Consider the following 16,363-nt stretch of genomic DNA (forward strand, 5'->3'; position numbering starts at 1 on the left):
CACGCCAGCGGAATTCTGCGCGCTGAAGGCCGAAACACTGGCGGCAGTGGATGCGACACGTTCGACCAGCGGATGGTCCGCTCAATGCATTCACCCGGAAACGGGCGTTCAATGGGCGCAGTTTCGTGAGGACCGCCGGAGCCTGACGCCGGAACGGAGGGCGGTGACATCCGATGGGTGCAGCATTCCTCTGGGGCGCCATCGCCGCGTCGTCGCTGATCATCGGCGCACTGCTCGCGTTGTGGGTGAATCTGTCCTATCGCCTGATCGGGCTGATCATGGCGTTCGGTTCCGGCGCACTGATCAGCGCCGTCGCCTTCGACCTGGTCGAGGATGCCACCGAGCTGGCGACGGGGTTCGGCTGGGCCGCCGTCGGACTGTTTGCGGGCTGCTTCGTGTTCTTCGGCGGCGACTGGCTGATCGATCGGCTCGGCGGCGGCGACCGCAAGAACAAGACCGGCCTGCAGTCGACGGGGTCCCCGCTGGCGATCGTGCTGGGCACCGTGCTCGACGGTATTCCCGAGTCCGCCGTGATCGGCCTGACGATCTTCCAGGGCGGCGAGGTGGGCTTCGCCTATCTGGCCGCGGTCTTCCTCTCCAACCTGCCGGAATCGATCTCGTCGACGACGGGTCTGGTGGCGGGCGGCTGGAAACGCGGGCACGTGCTCTGGATGTGGGTGGGAATCGCCGCCGTGTCGGCGCTGTCCTCGCTGGGCGGCTTCGTGCTGTTTCAGGATGCCCCGCCAGACACCATCGCGTTCGTGCTGGCATTCGCGGCCGGGGCCATTCTCACCATGCTTGCCGACACGATGATGCCCGAGGCGTTCGAACACGGCGGGAAGCTTGTCGGCGTTGTCGCCACCGTCGGGTTCGCCGTGGCTTACGGACTGCACATCATCGCCTGACAATCGCGACGACTTTGGCTCTAGCGGGTTCTGCCCCCGCGCCCTACTCTTTCTCCATGACAGGGAACCCGAACCTGATCAGCTCCTCCGTCGCCGCCACTGCCGATGTCGCTGCCAGCGCCGATATCGCCGCCACCGCCGATGTGGATGACCGAGCCATCATCGGCGACAAGGTCAAGATCTGGCACCTCGCCCAAGTACGCGAGCACGCCCGCGTCGGCCCCGGCTGCACGCTGGGCCGAGGCGCCTACGTGGGACCCGGTGTCGTGCTCGGCACCAACTGCAAGGTGCAGAACTACGCACTCGTCTACGAACCTGCGGTCCTCGAGGACGGTGTCTTCATCGGCCCGGCCGTCGTCTTCACCAACGACGTCTACCCGCGAGCGGTCAACGTGGACGGTTCGCTGAAGAGTGCGGATGACTGGACCCCCGTCGGCGTAACCGTGAGGACCGGGGCATCCATCGGCGCCCGCGCCGTCTGCATCGCACCGGTCACCATCGGCGAATGGGCCCTCGTCGCCGCTGGCTCGGTGGTCACCCGCGATGTGCCCGCGTTCGCGATCGTCGCGGGCGTGCCCGCACGCCGGGTGGGCTGGGTCGGGCGGGCGGGCGTTGCGCTCGTGCCGCAGCCGGATGCCACGTACCGCTGCCCGAAAACCGACGAACTCTATCGGGAAGACGACGGCGTCCTGGCGCTGGTGTGATCATGACCAGACGACGCCTCCTCTTCACCATCCTCGGAGTGCTCGCGGCGGCAGCGCTGATCACGGTCGTGCTGGTCAACCTGGGTGGCGCACCGGCCGCCACCCCGGCCACCCAGGCAACGCCGAGCCCGACGCCGACCGCGGGCCCGGGCCGCGAAGCGCGCAGCGACCCGCCCGGCGACACGGAGACCAAAGCCGATACCGACGGCAAGATTCCCGGCGAGACGACGCTCCCACGACCGCCAGCCGACGATCGCCCGCCGCTCGTGCAGCAACCGCTGCCGCCATCGGGCAGCGCACAGGGCGAACTGGTGGCGGGCTTCCCGTCCGACCTGCTGCCGATCGCGACCGAGGATGCCGTGGCCCGCAGCTCGGTGACCACCGAGGGTAACCACATGCAGGCGGGGGTCGAAGCCAGCTCACCGCGCTCCGCGACCGAGGTGATCGCCTACTATCAGGCCACCTACGCCACCCTTGGTCTTGCAGCCCGCGAGATCGAAGCCGTCAGCGGATCCACCGCTTACGCCTTCGCCCGGGGCGACAACACCATCACGCTGACCGTTGTTCCCGCCACCTCGGGCAGCACCTTCACCCTGTTCGGCGCGTTCCGGGCCGGGTGACCCGTGTACATTTCGCTGCGCAACTCCCCCGAGAATGCGACCACGCCCCGGGCCAGCACCACCGCCCGAGTGTCCTCCGTCGTCATCACGCTCGGGATCGTGAGCATGCTGACCGACATCTCGTCGGAGTCGGTCTCCGCGATCCTGCCGCTGTACGTCACCGGCGTGCTCGGCCTGACGACGATCGCCTATGGCTTCCTTGATGGCCTCTACCAGGGGGTCAGCGCGCTCGTGCGAATCGCTGCGGGCTGGGCTTCCGACACCGGCGGACATCCGAAATGGGTGGCCATGCTCGGTTACGGTCTCTCCGCCATCGCGCGCGTCGGCTTTCTGTTCGCCTCCGGGTTCGGCGCGCTGACCGCCGTGATCACCGCCGACCGGATCGGCAAAGGCATCCGCACCGCCCCGCGAGACGCCATGATCAGCGAGGCCTCTGAGCGGCAGAATCTCGGCCGCTCGTTCGGCGTGCACCGCATGCTCGACACCGTCGGCGCAGCGATCGGCCCGCTGCTGGCCTTCGTCATCCTGCTGGTGATCCCGGGCGGCTACAGCACGGTCTTCGTGGTCTCGCTGGCGTTCGCCGTGCTCGGTGTGGCCGTTCTGGGGCTGATGGTGCCCGGCCGAGCCCGATCCAGGCCGGCAGCCACCGACCGCCGCCCCCGCTTCCGTTGGAGCCAGCTGCGCGATCCCCGGCTGCGTCGACTGCTGGTGGCCGCCGGGCTGTTCGGCCTGCTGGCCATCGGTGACGGGTTCATCTACCTGCTGCTCGCGAGCCGTGGAGCGTTCGCCGCCGAGTGGTTCCCGCTGTTCTACGTCGGCACGAACGTCGCCTTCCTGGCCCTCGCGATTCCGTTCGGGCGTCTGGCCGACCGCCTCGGCCGCGCTCGCATCTTCGTCGTCGGCCAGCTGCTGCTGCTGGCCGCGTACGTGGCCGCCGCCGTCCCGGTCAGCGGCCCGGTGATCGCGATCACCTGCCTGCTGCTGCTCGGTGGCTTCTACGCGGCCACCGACGGCATCCTCGCCGCCCTGGCCGCAGAGTTCACGCCGCCGGAGGCCGTGGCCACCGGCATCGCAGCCGCCCAGACCGTGGTCGCGGTGGCCCGCCTGATCGCTGCGACCGGCTTCGGTGTGCTCTGGTACGCGTTCGGCCGGGAACCCGCCGTGATCGTCGCATCGCTCGCCCTCGCCCTGGTCATTCCGGTCGGCGCCGCCCTGCTGCTGCGCGGCAGCCGTACCGCGCCGGAGGCACCATGAACCCCCGGCGTCGTATTGCCCTGCTCGCCGCGATCGCCGCGGTCGTCCTGGTCGGCGCGACGCTGTACGGCGTTCTCCAGTGGCAGCGGATGCAGCAGCCACCGTCCGTCGCCAGCACGGTGGCTGTCGCCACCGGCCCGGAGCTCGAGGGCGCCCGCATCGTCTTTCGCAACACCGCGAGCGGTGAGGGCTACGGGCACGTCGCCGCGGTGCCGCTGAACAATCCGGGCGCACCCCGCTCGGTCGGCGACATGGTCTGCGACCGCGTGGATGCGACATCCGCTGCCACAATCTGCCTGCGCACCAAGCGCGGCATCGTCACCACGTTCGAAGCCGAGCTCTACACCGACCAGGCACTGGCCCGCAGTTGGCCCCTCGCCGGAATCCCCAGCCGCACCCGCCTCTCGTCGGATGGTGAACTGGTTGCCACCACGTCGTTCGTGACCGGGCATTCCTACGCGGCGGTGGGCTTCTCGACGGAGACGGTGGTGACGGATGCCTCGGGCGCAAGCCATGGCAACCTCGAAGAGTTCACGCTCAGCGTCGACGGCGCCCCGCTGTTCGCGATCGACCGGAACCTGTGGGGCGTGACCTTCGCCGACGACGGGAACACCTTCTACGCGACGGCCGCCTCGGGTGGACGCACCTGGCTGGTCGAGGGTGACCTCGAGCGCCGCACGCTGACCGCGGTCAGAGAGGGCGCGGAATGCCCGTCCCTGTCCCCGGACGGCACCCGTGTCGCCTACAAGAAGAACGTCGGAACCGGCTCGGAAGCGCGCTGGAGCATTGCCGTCTATGACTTCGCCACCGGCGAGGAGACGCTGCTGCCGGTGGAGACCGTCGACGATCAGGTCGAGTGGCTCGATGACGACACCCTGCTCTTCGGCCTCGCCCGCGCCGACACCCCGGGGGACAGCGACATCTGGGCGGTGACCGCGGATGGCGGAAGCGAACCCCGGCTGTTGATCGAACACGCCTGGTCACCGGCGGTGATCCCATGAACCCGTGGCACCCGTTCGGGGGTGATGCGCCGAAGAGTTGACGCGATACTCTCCTACCGAACACACATGAGGGGCTCGAGCCGTCGACGGCGCCAAGCGTCAGCTCGCGACCTGGGCTCTCCAGGGATGACTCCCTACCCGACCCCATACCTGTAGACCCGAAATGCAGGCCATGTCCAGTGATTCCGTTCGCCTACCCGACCCCAAAACTCACCGCGCCTCAGCCCGTGCCAAGGCCCTGATCCCGCTCGCGGTGCGCGGGCTCGCCGCCTCCTACGTGCCCGACACCGCCGAGTTCGTGCAGACCATGCGGTTGCACCGAACCGACGGCAGCCTGCGCCAGGAAGGCAGAAGCCTCCGGTATGCGGCGATCGCCGCTCTCGGACTCGCCCGCGCCGGGCGCGCCGCCAGCGATGACGTCCTGCGCGGCCCCACCCTCGAAGAGTTCACCCGCACGGTGGCCAGGCGTGCCCTCGATCATCCCGACCCCGGAGCGGTCGCGCTCGCTGCCTGGGCGGTCGCCGAGGTGCTCGAGGATCCCCACACTCCTCTGCTTGACCGGCTGCTCGCCATCCTCACCAGCGAGCATCCACTCGCGACCGTCGACACCGCGTGGATGCTGACCGCCGCGGTCGCCGCCGGCCGCGACGACCTCTCCGTGGTGGCGCGCGCCCGGCTGCTCGATGCCCAGGGCACCGACGGCATCTTCCCGCACGCGATCCCGGCACGCTCACTCGGCCGATGGCGAAGCCATGTCGGCAGCTTCGCCGATCAGGTGTACCCGATCCAGGCCCTGGCCCGCTTCGCGGGCAGGAACGCGGATGCCGCCGCCCTCGCCGCGGCGAACCGCACGGCTGCCCGTCTCTGCGACCTGCAGGGCTCCGCCGGGCAGTGGTGGTGGCACTACGACGCCCGCGACGGATCGGTGGTCGAGGGCTACCCGGTGTACAGCGTGCACCAGCACGGGATGGCACCGATGGTGCTGGCCGATCTCGCGACCGCCGGCGGCGACGACCACAGTGACTCCGTCGACCTGGGCGTGGACTGGCTCGCCGCCAGGCCCGAGAGCACCCGGTCGCTGGTGTCGCAGAAGCACTCGATGATCTGGCGCAAGATCGGGCGTCGCGAACCGGCGAAGTTCGTGCGCAAGGCCTCGGCGGTGACCACGTCGCTGCGCGCCGGCTTCCACCTTCCCGCGCTCGACACGCTCTTCGCGCCCGGACCAGTCGACCACGAATGCCGCCCTTACGAACTGGCGTGGCTTCTCTATGCATGGGCGGCGCCCGCCGCCAAGGAGTCGAAATGACTGAGGCAATGTTCCACCTGGGCACCCGGCAGCCGTTGTTCGGGTTGCGGGTCAACGCGCTCACCATGGAGCAGGTGCTCCAGGAGGCCGCGCTCCACGCCGCCGACCGATCCCGTTTCCTGATCGGTGTGGTCAACGCGGCGAAGATCGTGAAACTGCGCAAGGATCCGCTGCTGCGCGACTCCCTGCTGGTGCCGGATGTGCTGCTCGCCGACGGGCAGTCGGTCGTCTGGGCCAGTCGACTGCTGGGACACCCGCTTCCCGAACGGGTCGCCGGAATCGACCTCTTCGAACGCCTGCTGGCACTTGCCGACGAGGATCATCGCTCGGTCTACTTCCTCGGCGCGAAGCACGAGGTGCTCGAGGCGATGGTCGAGCGGGTGCAGGCCCGCTACCCGGGGCTCGTGGTCGCCGGATATCGCGACGGCTACTTCGCCGTCGACGACTCAGCCGAAGTCGCGACCGAGATCGCCGCGACCGGCGCCGACATGTTGTTTCTCGGCATCACCTCGCCGAAGAAGGAGATCTTCCTCGCCCGCCACGGCGACCATCTGGGCGTCCCGATCCTGCACGGGGTCGGCGGGTCCTTCGACATCCTCGCCGGCGTCACCAAACGTGCCCCCGAGCGCTGGCAACGCCTCGGCCTCGAGTGGGCCTACCGCTTGCTGCAGGAACCGCGCCGCCTGTTCGCCCGGTATGCCTCCACGAATTCGGTGTTCATCGCGTTGACCATTCGCGAGCGCTTCCGCCCCACCCGCACCTACGAGCTCTCCGCGCCGCCCGGCGCGCCGACCGACAGAAAGAGCTGACACCCATGGATGAAGTGTTCACCGGTCGCGTCGCGATCCTCGGGCTGGGCTACATCGGCCTGCCCACCGCGGTCGCGCTAGCCACCCGTGGGATCGAAGTTGTCGGCGTCGACATCAATGAGAAGACCGTGAAAGCGGTCTCCGAAGGAATCGTCCCGTTCGTCGAACCCGATCTCGCCATTGGCGTGAGCGGCGCGGTCGGCGTCGGCCGGCTCACCGCGACGACCACCGTGCCGGAGGCGGATGCGTTCATCATCGCCGTGCCGACGCCGTTCCTGGACGACAAGACCGCCGACCTGTCGGCGATCCAGGCGGCCGCGACGCAACTGGCGCCGCGCCTGCAACCGGGCAATCTGGTGGTGCTCGAGTCGACCTCACCGCCGGGCACCACGGAGCAGGTCAGCCGCTGGATCGGGGAGTTGCGGCCCGACCTGCACATGCCGCACAACACCGAAGGCATGCCGGACATCTGCGTCGCGCACTGCCCCGAGCGGGTGCTTCCCGGCAAGATCATGATCGAGATCGTCACCAACGACCGGGTCATCGGCGGGGTCACCCAGCGCTGCGCCGCGAAGGCGGCGAGCCTGTACCGGGTGTTCACGCAGGGCGCGATCCTGACCACCGATGCGGCGAGCGCCGAGATGGCGAAGCTGGTGGAGAACGCCTACCGCGACGTGAACATCGCCTTCGCGAATGAGCTCTCCCTGATCAGCGACCGGCTGAAGCTCGACGTGTGGGAGATCATCCGACTGGCGAACCGCCACCCGCGGGTGAACATCCTCTCCCCGGGTCCTGGCGTCGGCGGGCACTGCATCGCCGTCGACCCGTGGTTCATCGTCGGGGCTGCCCCGGATCTCGCCAAACTCGTCCGCGTCGCGCGTGAGGTGAACGACTCGAAACCGCACCACGTCGCCCGGCAGGTACTCGAGCGCGCATCCCGGTTCCGGGAACCCACCATCGCGTGCCTCGGCCTCACCTTCAAGGCCAACGTCGACGACATGCGCGAAAGCCCCGCAGTGGACGTGGTCCGGGCCTTGGCCGACGCGGCACCGGATGTCGACATCCGCGTCGTGGAACCGTTCAGCCAGACCCTGCCACCGTCCCTGGAGGGACTCGCCCACGTGCGCATGCAAGCCACCGGGGACGCGATCGATGAGGCCGACATCGTCCTGCTGCTGGTCGACCACGACCAGTTCAAGACCATCCCCCGCTCGCGCCTCGAAGGGCGGGTGGTATTCGACACCCGCGGCGCCTGGCGCTGAGCCGAGGATGTCATGCACAAGGTTCTGGTGGTCTACGGCACCCGCCCGGAGGCGATCAAACTTGCGCCGGTGATCCACGCGCTCGCGGCATCCGCTCACCTGACCCCGGTCGTCGCGGTCACCGGCCAGCACCGGTCGATGCTCGACCAGGTGAACTCGCTGTTCAGGATCGAACCCCAGTACGACCTCGACCTGATCCGCGACCGGCCGAATCTCGCCGGGATCACGTCGGGCGCGCTGACCGGGCTCGAACCGATCCTGGAGCGCGAGCATCCCGACCTCGTGATCGTGCAGGGCGACACCACGACCGTTTTCGCGGCAGCGCTGGCGGCGTTCTATGCGCAGATCCCGGTCGCTCACGTTGAGGCGGGGCTTCGCACCGGCAAGCGCTACGACCCATATCCCGAAGAGATCAACCGGCACCTGACGACGTCGCTGGCGAGCCTGCACTTCGCGCCGACACCGACGTCGCGCGCCAACCTGCTGGCCGAGAACGTCTCCGACGAGGACATCTACGTGACCGGCAACACGGTGATCGACGCGCTGCTGGATGTCGCCGCCCGGCGACTGCCCATCAGCGACGTCGCCCTGACCCGCCTCGCCGATGCCAACCGGGTCATCTCGGTCACCAGTCACCGCCGCGAGAACTGGGGCGAACCGATGATGCGCACCGGGCGGGCGATCTCCCGGCTGGCCAGGCGGTACCCGGACACCCTCGTCGTGCTGCCGGCCCACCTCAACCCGATCGTGCGGGAGTCGCTGCTCCCGCCGCTGGAGGGGCTCGCCAACGTGCTGGTGACGGAACCGCTCGGCTACGTCGACATGGTGAACACCCTGGCGGCGTCGCACATCGTGGTCACCGACAGCGGCGGCATCCAGGAGGAGGCGCCCAGCCTCGGCAAACCTGTGCTGGTGCTGCGCGAGACCACCGAGCGGCCGGAAGCCGTCACCGCGGGAACTGTGCGATTAATAGGTACTGACGAGGACCGCATCGTCGACGAGGTCACCCGCCTGATGAGCGACCCCGCCGCGCACCTCGCGATGGCGCGCGCGGTGAACCCCTACGGAGACGGGCGGGCATCGGCTCGGATCGTCGCCGCGATCGAGCATTTCTTCAGGGAGGGACCGCGACCAGAACCGTTCATCGCAGTGTGAGACACAACACCGATGTGTAATAGTGGAGATGCTTCACCGTGGCCCCCATTGTGGGGACGGCACTGAGGCCGCAACAGAATATCTCCCACGCATATCCCCGGTTCTCCCAACACATTGGAGTACCCGCGAGCATGGATCGACACGTCCCTTCGCAGGAAGATCCGAAGCCTACGATCAGAAAGGCGCCGAGGTGGTTCGCCTTCGTCGGTGTGGCAGGCATGGTGATCGTGGGCTCCGGCGCGCTCCCTGCGGACCCGAGCGTGACAGGTTTGACCGCCACCGCGACGATCTGGAGCGACGCGACGCCAGGTGAGGCAACCGTCGACGGCGATGGCGAGAGTGTCGAACTCGGGCTGAGATTCACTCCCACCGTGGCGGGCGAGATCCGCGGCATCCGGTTCTGGAAGACCGCCGAGAACACCGGCACCCACGTCGGTAGTCTCTGGAGCTCGACCGGGAAGCGACTGGCGTCGGCGAAGTTCACCAAGGAATCGAAGAGCGGATGGCAGACCGTCACCTTCGCGAAGCCGGTCGATGTCGCCGCCGATAAGACGTACGTCGCGTCATATCTGGCTCCGAAGGGAGGCTACGCGTCGACCGTCGACTACGACAGCCGAGCAGCCTCCACCGACCTGATCACGCTGCCGAGTCGCGCAGGCGTGTACTCGTATGGCACGGAGCGTTCCTTCCCCTCTGAGACTTGGGAGTCGAGCGTGTACTGGGTGGACGTGCTGTTCGCCCCTCAGAACGCGCCGAGCGAGCGGACGCCCGCCACCACCGAGCCGGAGCAGGACGATCCGGCGCCAGCCGATCCGGCGCCGAGCACTCCGACCACCGCGCCCGCGCCCAGCGGTCCCAGCGCGGGCACCACCTCCTCCGCATTCGCGAACGCGTCGAACACCGGACCGCAGGCGGCCGGCTTCGCACCGACCGTGCCGTACACCGGCCCGATGACGATCACGCAGCCGGGCACCGTGGTGCAGAACCAGATCATCCCCGCCGGGTTGCGGGTGGAAGCTGACAACGTCACCATCCAGGGCAACCTCATCGTCGGGGCAACGGATGTCACTTGGGACGACCCTGCCCTGTATGTCGAAGGCTCCAACGCGAAGGTGCTCGACAACGAGATCCGCGGTGAGTCGGCAACGGACTGGCGCAAGACTCCCGTGAATGGCGTGAAGCTGTACGGGGATGACGTTCAGTTCGAGCGCAACAACGTGCATCAGATCGCAGGGGACGGCATCACGCTCGATGCGGCGAATGCCCGCGTGATCGGGAACTGGGTGCATGACTTCGTCGTGCGGACCGACGGGGCACATTACGACGGACTGCACTACCCCATCGACTCGATCTCATCTCCCGGGCTGATCAAGGACAACACTGTAGAGCTCTGGATCATGAATGCGGGATCCAGTGGCATGACAGCATCCCTCGCATTCCCCGATCACGCACCGAAGTTGGTTGTCGAGCACAACCTCATCGCCGGAGGCGGCTACGGCATCATGGGAGGCAGCGACGGAATCACGTTCAAGGACAATGTGTTCTGGACGAAGTTCTCGCCCAATGTGGGCGAGTACGGCCCGGTGGCGCATGTTGGCAAGTACGGCACCATCACGTGGACCGGGAACCGGTACACCGACGACGGAGTGACAACGCGCGGCATTGTCCGCTACTGAGGTCAGCTACTGAGGCGATCGGTCCTGTCCTGATCGCGACCAACGGCACCTGGACCCCTCGACAATCGCGATCGCGATCAGTCACAATGCAACAGTGACCCCCGAGCCCGATCGGATCCAGGTAACCTCGAGCACCGTCTCGGGCCCCGTCGTGTCGGTCGCCAGGACGACCGACGAGGTCGAGGCGCTCCGACCGCTGTGGAGTTCACTCCCCGTCTCAAACCTCGACGCGGACATCGACTATTTCCTCACCGTGGTCGAGAAGCATCCGTCGGTGATCAGCCCGTACGTCCTGTCGGTCACACCAGCCGGACGCGAGCCCATGCTCGTGGTCGCCCGTCTCGAGAAGCACGAGTTCCCGGTGACTGCCGGATACCGCACGCTTCTACGGCTTCGGCTGCGGACACTCGTCGTGTCGTTCGACGGAATCGTCGGGGCGACCACGCCGGAGGATGTCGCCACCTGCATAGGCGCTGTCCACCAGGCGCTTCGCCGGCGTGACGCCGATGCCGTCGCGTTTCAGAAGCTCGAGCAGGACGGGGCACTCCACGAGCAGGTGCTCGCCAGCAGCACCAAGATCACCCGGGTGCGTGGGCTCGACTCCGTGACCCGGTGGGTGGCGGATGTGCCGGACTCCATGGAGGCGTTCCTCGCCCGGCGGTCAACATCGTCGCGACAGCGCATTCGCACAGACAACCGCAAGCTGCTGAAGAAGTATGGCGAGGTGCGAGTCGAACGGCTGCACACCGGTGACCTCGAGTTCATGCTGGATGAGCTGGAGAAAGTGTCGAGCAAGGCGTACCAGCGCGCGCTCGGTGTGGGCGGCACGAACACCGCTCTCGGCCGAGCCCTGATCTCCACCTGTTTCGAGCATCGCTGGCTCCGGGCCTGGATGCTCTACCTCGACAATGAGCCGGTCGCGTTCTGGCTGGGTAGCCTGCACGACGGGGTCTTCTCGATCGACTCCCCGGCGTTCGATCCCGCGTACACCAAAGACAGCGTTGGCATGTATGCGATGTACGCCATGGTCGAGGACCTGTGCGCCGACCCTTCGGTTCGCGTGCTCGACTTCGGTCACGGCGACGCGGAGTACAAGCGTCGCTGGTCGAACCGCACAAGCGTCCTGCGCGACGAGACGGTTGTCGCCTCCAGGCCGCTGCCCGTGCTCACCGCAATCGTGCTGAGCGCGCTGTACTCGGCCCGTGGGATCGCGTATCGCGCCGCCCGCGACACGTCGTTCGGCCGGGGCCTGCGACGAGCGTGGCGGTCGAAACTAACCGCCAAGAACTCGACCGCGAGCTGACGATGACGGCCGCGCTTCCCCGGGTGAACATCCTGTTCCGCTCTGAGACCGATGTTGATGCCTGGCGCACGGCGCACGCCAGACGGGAACGGCCGGATGCCACTCCCTATGGCCTGCACCGGATTGGCGAGCACGGCTTCGACGTGTCCTGGGAATCGGCAGCCCCTGCGTCGAGACTGCAGAAGCTCAGCCTGCTCGCACCAATGCGGCCCACCAGTGCCAGCTCGACCAACGGTGCCGGCGCCGGGCTCGCGGTGACGTGGGATGAGCACACCGCCATGCGTATGCAGGTGGCCAAGAGGGGCGGGCTCCAGGCGACCGGGGTGATTTGGGCAACGGACACTCTGTCAGCTGCGCGCCTGCGGGCTTCTATCGAGCTGGCCGTCCTGCGCCGGGTTCTGCGCCGGATGACCATGCTGTGGTGTCTGAGCCGGGCGCAGCTTGACCCGTTATCCAGGTGGCTCGGTCCGGGCCACCCGCCGATCGAGTTCATCCGGTTCGGGATCGACGAGGACTTCTTCCGGCCAGCCGCGAAGCCAGGACAACGCACGATTCTGAGCCTCGGCAACGACCAGGACCGCGACCCGCGCTGTTTGCTCGATGCATTCTCGATTGTCCGCGAACGCCTGGGTGATGTCGAACTGCGACTGCAGACGAAAGAGGATCTGCCGCTGCCTGAGGGCGCGACGCGTCTGCCGCACCTGCCGCACGCTGCCCTCACCGCCGAGTACGCGCGAGCACATGTCGTCACGGTCGCCACCAAGCCGAACCTGCACGTCTCTGGCATGACGACCGTGCTGGAGGCGATGGCGTCTGCTCGCCCGGTCGTGCTGAGCGATACGCCAGGCGCGTCGGACTACGTGGCCGATGATCGCTGGGGTTACCGGGCGGTGCCGAGCGACCCGCAGAGCCTTGCGCAGGCGATGATCCGGGCACTCGACGCCGACACCGGCGCGCGTCTCGGCGCGGCGGGGAGGCAGGCCGTCGAGGAACGGTTCACCTCGCGGCACATGGTGGCAGCGCTGTCCGTCGCACTGCACAAAGCGGCAGCCCTGGCGGCGTCAGGTTCCCGGTTGCGCCGCGACGCCACGCCGGCCGAGTAGCCCCAGCAGCGCTGCACGGTGCACCGGGTGCGCCGAACGAATCAGTTCAGCGACCAGCGCACCGAAACGGAACGCCGCCGTGCTAATCGGCCCGTGCCTCTTGCGGAACAGCCGCACGCGATTGACCGCGAGGAGCGCATACAACGAGGGTGATTGGTGCGAGTCCCCCTCGAAGTGCACCGCGAGGGCATCCGGCGTGTACCGCACCGAGAAACCGGCGTCTCGCGCGCGAAGCGCGAAATCCGTTTCTTCCGAATAGAGGAAGAAGGACTCATCCCAGGCTCCGACAGCGCGTGAGCACTCGCGCGAGATGAGCATTGCCGCGCCCGTCGCCCAGTCCGTGGAACAAGGGGAGCGATACATCCACTCACGGCATTCCATCTCGCCGAGCAGGGCAACCCGACCGGCGCGGGTGCCTCCGAGCAAAGCCTCACCCCAGGCGCGGAGGACCGACGGGTCTCTGCGCATTGACCAGCGCAGCACGCCGGACTCGTCGGTCAGCCGGGGTACGACAATGCCTGCACCGGACGCACGCTGCTCGTCCACGAGTGCCTGAATCGCGGCGGGATCGAGTCGAAGATCCGGATTGACCAGCAGGTAGTAGTCGGCATCTGGGACCGCTGCGACGCCACGATTCGCGCCCGCCGCGTACCCGGCGTTGCGTCCGGTGGGGATCACGCGAGCTTCCGGCAAAACCTGAGCAGCAACCGCGGCGGTGTCATCGGAAGAGTCGTTATCGACCACCACCACGACAATCTCGCCCTCGAAGTGCGAGTCTCGGACAGACCGGAGCAGCCCCGGAAGGACGGCGGCGCTGTTCCACGTGACCGCGACCACCGCGACCTTTATGGTTCGTCCCGTCGTCATCGCCCGCCCCGGTCTCGTCGGTCGGAATCGCGCGACCGGACTGGTCGCCGTTGGGGTTGAATCTCTAGCCTGAGCAGGAGCATACCGATAGGCTCACGCCATGTCACAGGGTGGGCTGTCGGCGACGATCGTCATTCCCGCGCACAATGAGGAAGCCGGGCTCAGGCGCCTGCTCCCCGCCCTTCTGCGCGATTCAGCACCCGGCGAACTGCGCGTGATCGTTGTGTGCAACGGATGCTCGGACGACAGCGCCGCCGAGGCGAGGCGCCACGGGCCGGACGTGGAGGTGACCGAACTCCCGGAACCCTCAAAGGCACAAGCTCTGAAGGTAGGCGGAAGTCTCGTCACCGACTTCCCAGTGGCATTCATCGACGCTGACGTCGAACTTGACACCACCTCGGTGCGTCGCCTCGTTGCGGCTCTGCGCGATCCGGGCACGCACGCAGTGGCCCCTGCCCGTCGGCTTGCCCGCGCCGGCGTGTCCAGGCGCGCACGGTGGTACTACGACGTCTGGGAAGAACTGCCGGCCGTACGCTCCGGGCTTTTCGGTCGAGGTGTCATCGCCCTATCCGATGAGGGCTACAACCGGGTCGTGCGCCTGCCGCACTACCTGTCGGACGACCTGGCGTTCAGCGAGGCATTCGACGTGAGTGAACGCGCAATCGTGCAGGACGCGGTAGTCACGGTTTGGCCAGCACGCACCTGGCAGGCGTTGAAGCAGCGTCGCATCCGAGTCGTGCGCGGAACGGCAGAAATGCGGGACGCCGGCGCGCTGAGTGAGTCAGCGACCACTCACCCCAGTGACCTGCTTCGCCTGATGCTCCGCGATGTCCGATTGGTACCGAAGATGCCATTCTTTCTGGCGATGACGATCGCCGCACGCCGCAAGGCGCGAGGCGGCGGGGTCACCGAGTGGAATCGGGACGAGTCGAGCCGCGTGCTGTGAGGTCTGATTTCGGATCAGCGGACCGACCACGTCGACCTGGCATGCCGAGCGCCAGGAACGTGACGAGCCCTCCTGCTGCCAGCGTTCCCGCGAGGGCCCGCACTCTACTGCCGCCGTACTCCATGACCTGCGGTTCGCTTGGGCTCAGTTGAAGGCGAACGCGGGAGTGGGCCGGCACATCGAGCCGAGCCTGCATCTCGGTCAGTTCGCCCTTGATCCTGGTGACGGCGCCGGCGATCTCCCGTTCGACGGCTTCCCCCGTTGCTCCGACTGCCTGGACATCGAGCGCGGGGGTGTCGAACGCGTACGCCCATTGGCCGCCGATGTTCGGTTGGCGGATGGCGTGCCCGTCACGCTCTCCCTCACCCACCATGGTGACACCCTGAGAAACCGATCGCGCGTCGCTACTGCCGCCCTCCAATGCACGACCGACCGCGCCGGCGAGTTCGACGAGCGACTGGGATGTGCGCGCGTAAGGGTTCGGTGAGATGTCTGCCGGGGGAAGGAAAACAACCCGGACCTCGGCAAAGTAAACCGGGCGGGCGTCAAGGACCCAAACGGCGGCTCCAGCCGTGAGCAACAACCCGGCGAGCAGAATCGGCCAGCGGCGCAGGGCCCGTGCCAGCACATCCCAGAAAGTCATTGCTGACCAGCTTTCCTGCAGCCCTGTCCATCAGGCGACCGTTTCCCTATACTCGACCCTACTTCCCTAGTACCCGACGATGGGAGTGTCCCGTGAAGCTTGCCGACATCCTCCGCGCTGCCGGACGCCGATGGTATGTGCTCGTCGCAGGTTTCCTCGCCACCGCCGGACTCGCTTACGGCATCCTGCAGATCGTTCCGATCACCTACGACCTTCGCGCATCCTTCCTTTTGATTCCGCCGCCGCTCAGCACGGAGGAGCGCGACGCGAACCCGTTCCTGCACCTCGGCGGGTTGGATATCGTGGCCGGCGTCCTCGCGAAGGCCCTCAATGACGAGTCCACGGTGGAGGAGGTCATTCCCAAGGGCGACACCACGGAGTACACCGTGCAGGCCGACGGCAGCGTACCGGGTTCAGTTCTGGAGATTGTCACCGTCTCCGAAGAACCGGACGTGGCGCTCAGTGTCACAAGAGATGTGCTCGCTCGGGCAGAAGTGCGCTTGGCGGAACTCCAGGACGCGGTCGATGCGCACCCACGCGCCGAGATCGGCATGATGGTCATCACCGACAACACGAAGGCGACGCCGGACCCGTCTGGCCTCGTTCGCGCGCTCATTGCTGCGATTGGGGCCGGCCTCGCCATCACTTTCCTCCTTGCCGTCTCTGTCGACGCCCTCGTCCTTCGCCGTCGGGATCGCCGCAGCCAGCGGAGCGTCGGACACGCGGATGCCGTTCGGCGGCAGCCTTCACGGGCGATCCCCGGAACAGTGGCGCCCCAGGCAACCGCAGTGGGACACGACGCGAGATGA

Annotated in this window: 16 protein-coding genes; 14 read left to right on the plus strand and 2 right to left on the minus strand. The window is 67.5% G+C overall.

The window, feature by feature from the left end; translation table 11 throughout:
- The first annotated feature begins 173 nt into the window (after positions 1-173).
- From GO591_RS14295 to GO591_RS14350, 12 genes are all read left to right on the plus strand, one after another.
- The gene (locus GO591_RS14295) at positions 174-905 is read left to right on the plus strand and encodes a ZIP family metal transporter (protein WP_157157431.1); all 732 of its coding nucleotides are present in this window, start codon (positions 174-176) and stop codon (positions 903-905) included.
- A 56-nt stretch (positions 906-961) separates the two neighbouring features.
- Positions 962-1,609, plus strand: a complete 648-nt coding sequence (locus GO591_RS14300; RefSeq protein ID WP_157157432.1) for an acyltransferase — start codon at positions 962-964, stop codon at positions 1,607-1,609.
- A gap of 2 nt (positions 1,610-1,611) precedes the next feature.
- Positions 1,612-2,229, plus strand: coding sequence for a hypothetical protein (locus GO591_RS14305; RefSeq protein WP_157157433.1), 618 nt, complete (start codon positions 1,612-1,614; stop codon positions 2,227-2,229).
- A 3-nt stretch (positions 2,230-2,232) separates the two neighbouring features.
- A complete protein-coding gene (locus tag GO591_RS14310) occupies positions 2,233-3,483 on the plus strand; it encodes an MFS transporter (RefSeq protein WP_370455296.1) in 1,251 nt (416 codons plus the stop codon).
- Positions 3,480-4,484 carry a hypothetical protein gene (locus GO591_RS14315; protein WP_157157434.1) on the plus strand — a complete coding sequence of 335 codons (1,005 nt, stop codon included), beginning with the start codon at positions 3,480-3,482 and terminating at the stop codon, positions 4,482-4,484. The genes GO591_RS14310 and GO591_RS14315 overlap by 4 nt, the downstream gene beginning before the upstream one ends.
- A gap of 172 nt (positions 4,485-4,656) precedes the next feature.
- A complete protein-coding gene (locus GO591_RS14320) occupies positions 4,657-5,790 on the plus strand; it encodes a hypothetical protein (RefSeq protein ID WP_157157435.1) in 1,134 nt (377 codons plus the stop codon).
- The gene (locus GO591_RS14325; RefSeq protein ID WP_198295486.1) at positions 5,787-6,599 is read left to right on the plus strand and encodes a WecB/TagA/CpsF family glycosyltransferase; all 813 of its coding nucleotides are present in this window, start codon (positions 5,787-5,789) and stop codon (positions 6,597-6,599) included. Before GO591_RS14320 ends, GO591_RS14325 begins: the two co-directional genes overlap by 4 nt.
- Positions 6,600-6,604: 5 nt before the next feature.
- Complete coding sequence (wecC, locus tag GO591_RS14330) at positions 6,605-7,861, plus strand: UDP-N-acetyl-D-mannosamine dehydrogenase (RefSeq protein ID WP_157157436.1); 1,257 nt, start codon at positions 6,605-6,607, stop codon at positions 7,859-7,861.
- Between the two features lie 12 nt (positions 7,862-7,873).
- On the plus strand, positions 7,874-9,016 hold the full coding sequence (gene wecB, locus GO591_RS14335) for a non-hydrolyzing UDP-N-acetylglucosamine 2-epimerase (RefSeq protein ID WP_157157437.1): 1,143 nt from the start codon (positions 7,874-7,876) through the stop codon (positions 9,014-9,016).
- Positions 9,017-9,276: 260 nt separating this feature from the next.
- The gene (locus tag GO591_RS14340; RefSeq protein ID WP_167137904.1) at positions 9,277-10,692 is read left to right on the plus strand and encodes a DUF4082 domain-containing protein; all 1,416 of its coding nucleotides are present in this window, start codon (positions 9,277-9,279) and stop codon (positions 10,690-10,692) included.
- Between the two features lie 94 nt (positions 10,693-10,786).
- Positions 10,787-11,995 (plus strand): GNAT family N-acetyltransferase, encoded by a 1,209-nt coding sequence (locus tag GO591_RS14345; protein ID WP_157157439.1) that lies wholly within the window; start codon positions 10,787-10,789, stop codon positions 11,993-11,995.
- Positions 11,953-13,098: a glycosyltransferase family 4 protein gene (locus tag GO591_RS14350; protein WP_157157440.1), complete on the plus strand. Its 1,146-nt coding sequence runs from the start codon at positions 11,953-11,955 to the stop codon at positions 13,096-13,098. The genes GO591_RS14345 and GO591_RS14350 overlap by 43 nt, the downstream gene beginning before the upstream one ends.
- Here GO591_RS14350 and GO591_RS14355 read toward each other — a convergent pair.
- Positions 13,057-13,965 carry a glycosyltransferase gene (locus GO591_RS14355; protein ID WP_157157441.1) on the minus strand — a complete coding sequence of 303 codons (909 nt, stop codon included), beginning with the start codon at positions 13,963-13,965 and terminating at the stop codon, positions 13,057-13,059. The genes GO591_RS14350 and GO591_RS14355 overlap by 42 nt on opposite strands.
- 100 nt (positions 13,966-14,065) lie before the next feature.
- Here GO591_RS14355 and GO591_RS14360 point away from each other — a divergent pair, with 100 nt between their 5' ends.
- Positions 14,066-14,911: a glycosyltransferase gene (locus GO591_RS14360; RefSeq protein ID WP_157157442.1), complete on the plus strand. Its 846-nt coding sequence runs from the start codon at positions 14,066-14,068 to the stop codon at positions 14,909-14,911.
- On the opposite strand, the gene GO591_RS14365 is transcribed toward GO591_RS14360, so the two are convergent.
- Positions 14,871-15,554, minus strand: coding sequence for a hypothetical protein (locus GO591_RS14365; protein ID WP_157157443.1), 684 nt, complete (start codon positions 15,552-15,554; stop codon positions 14,871-14,873). The two genes, GO591_RS14360 and GO591_RS14365, sit on opposite strands and share 41 nt — an antisense overlap.
- A 92-nt stretch (positions 15,555-15,646) precedes the next feature.
- On the opposite strand from GO591_RS14365, the gene GO591_RS14370 reads away from it, so the two are divergent.
- Complete coding sequence (locus GO591_RS14370; protein WP_157157444.1) at positions 15,647-16,363, plus strand: hypothetical protein; 717 nt, start codon at positions 15,647-15,649, stop codon at positions 16,361-16,363.

The organism is Diaminobutyricimonas sp. LJ205 (assembly GCF_009755725.1).
GTDB lineage: Bacteria > Actinomycetota > Actinomycetes > Actinomycetales > Microbacteriaceae > Ruicaihuangia.